At 68.0% G+C, this 2,548-nt stretch carries 2 pseudogenes; one reads left to right on the top strand and one right to left on the bottom strand.

The annotated features are described in order from the left end of the window. A pseudogene (locus tag ACZ6J5_RS36080) lies at positions 1–1,169 on the bottom strand (sugar-binding protein); the annotation flags it as partial. Positions 1,170–1,700: 531 nt separating this feature from the next. On the opposite strand from ACZ6J5_RS36080, the pseudogene ACZ6J5_RS36075 reads away from it, so the two are divergent. Then, positions 1,701–2,548: pseudogene (locus ACZ6J5_RS36075) on the top strand (hypothetical protein); the annotation flags it as partial.

The raw sequence follows: 2,548 nt of genomic DNA, 5'->3' as shown, positions 1-2,548 counted from the left end.
GAGTTGTTGGAGCCGGGCTTCTTCGAGTCCTGACGGCAGTTGGCGTACGTACGGGTGATGGAACCCGCGTTGTAGTCCCAGCCGTCACCGATCCAGGAGGCCTGGTTGTTCGACGAGGACGTACGCCCGTCGACGGACTGCGAGGAGTAGGAGAGGTTCACCTTCGGCATCAGGCCGCCGGCGGTCTCCGGGGTCTGCACCTGGTAGCCGTAGGTGAAGGCACCGGAGGAGGAGCCAGAGGACCAGGAGCCGGAGGACAGCAGCGGAGAGGCCGTGAAGTCACCGGACACGGAAGAGCCCGTGTCGAGCAGGCCGACCGCGTTGCCACCGGCGGCGTTGGCCGCCGGACGGACGCCGTCGCGGTAGGACGCCTTGGTGGCGCCGGACTGGGCGGTGAAGCCCTCCCCGAGCAGGCTCGCGACCGGGACGGTGCCCGTGACGATGTTGCGGGTCTTCGCGTCCTTGGCCGCCGTCGACTTGGTCGGCGCGTCCTTCGCGGCCACCGTCTTCACGGTGGACCGGAGGCGCTCGACGTCGCCGTCCGCGTCGTCCTTGCCGGACATCGTCGTCGCGCCCGCGTCGTCCGCGCAGTCGCCCGTGGTCGGGGACGAGTAGACGCACTCCGGAAGCAGCGTGAGACCGAAGCGCTCAGCGGCGTTCGGGCCGTACATGTCGGCGAAGCCGGTGGTGTCGACGGTGAGGGACACCTCGGCGGCCGGATCCACGTTCGCCGGCGGGGTCAGCTTCATGACGACGCCGGACACACCCGCGTCCTGCGACGTGGTCGTCGGGGCCAGACCCACCTGCCAGTCACCGGCGATGGCGGCGGCGTCAGCGCCCTCGGGGACACCGATGGCGATCGGCAGGTTGTTGCTGACCGGAACCGTGGCGCCCGGCGCCGTCGCCGTCGTCAGCGTCGCGCTGCCCGTGCCGGACGTCCACGCCGCCGTGTTCTTCGGGGCATACGGGTCGACCGGGACCTCGGGTGCCGTCGTCAGCGCCTTCTGCGCCTCCGCGTCACCGCCGAGCTCGGTGCTCTTCGGAATGTCGGGCAAGTCGACCTCGGTGGTCGACTCCTGACGGTTCATCCCCGGACCCGGGATGGCCAGCGCCTGCCCGCCCAGGCTCGTCACGGTCAGTGTCGAGGACAACAAAAGGACGGTCGCCATGCGGCTTCGCCGCAAGCGCCGTCGTTGTGACTCCGTCATGGCTGGGCGTCCTAGCCCCAGCCATGACAGCGGACCTGAAGCACGCATATGCGTCGACTCCCACCCTGGCAAACAGACATCGTGTGAGGTGCGGAAACACCAAAATGCACACACCTGTCTCAGGTGCGTGCGTGCGTACTGTCCGTCATGCACGGCACCCCGAGCAAGAGCGAAAGTTTTCGGTTGCGCACGAGCGAAGTGAACTGCGTCACGCCCTAGTTCGCCACAGAGACCCACCAGTAATGATCTTTGCGACAGCTAAACCAATCCGGACATCGATGGACCTTAAGCGCCCCAAATCCCCTTATTAGGGACAGCGATGACAGAGTGTCTAGCTCGAGCCATACATGAGTAACGGTCTTATAAAATTCTCATGTGTAGACGGTCTGTGTGGGGTGTGTGATCGTGTGTTCGCTTTCTGCCCCGCGGCCTGCCGTCTGGGGCTGTTTGTGCTGTCCATCGTCCGTCTGGTTCACACGGGAGTAGACCGCCGTGACCGCGCCGCCCTATCTCAGCCCCTTCGTGCGCACGCGCACGCGGCTGTCTCTGACCATCGGCCTTGTGCTGGCCGCCCTCACCGCTGCCCTTTTGCCCTGGTGGCAGCCCGATTCCGCACCTGTTACGGCTGGTGGCAAGGCCACCGAGGCCCAGCAGGCCGCGACCGGCCCGAAGGACGAGTCCGCCGCGCGGGCCGAAGCCGTTCGCAGTGGCAAGAAGGTCCTCGTCGACACGGCGACCACCGCCACCTCACAGACCTGGGCCCTGCCCAACGGCCAGCTCCGTTCGCAGATGCACGCCCTTCCCCAGCGAGCGAAGAACGCCGCCGGCAAGTGGGCGCCCATCGACAACAAGCTCACCCGCAGCACCAAGGCGAAGGCCGCGCGGGGGCTGGGCGTCACGCCCGTCAACGCCGTCTACCCGGTGCGGTTCTCCAGCGGCACCTCCGCCCAGGGGTCGCGCGCGGACCGGTCGTTCGCCCGCGCCGAGACCCCCGGTGCCTCGCTCCTCGCGGAGATCGAGTTCGGCACCCACACCATCGCCTACACCTGGCCCGGCGCCCTGCCCGAGCCCGTCCTGGACGGGCCCCGCGCCCTCTACCCCGAGGTCCTGCCGGGTGTCGATCTGCTCCTGGTGGCGCGTGAGGAGGGCGGTTTCGCCCAGGTCCTCATCGTCAAGACCCCCGAGGCCGCCCGCCAGGACGCGCTGAAGTCCGTGACCTACGGCCTGCGTTCGCAGACGGCGACCTTCCAGTACGAGGCGAAGGCCAACCGCGTCCTCGTCCTGGACAAGGCCGGCAAGGAGGTCGGCTCGATCCCGACCCCGTTCGCCTGGGACTCCAG

The organism is Streptomyces sp. NPDC042100 (assembly GCF_055582325.1).
The sequence above is the reverse complement of the archived record's forward strand: the minus strand, read 5'-3'. Positions and strand labels throughout refer to the sequence as shown.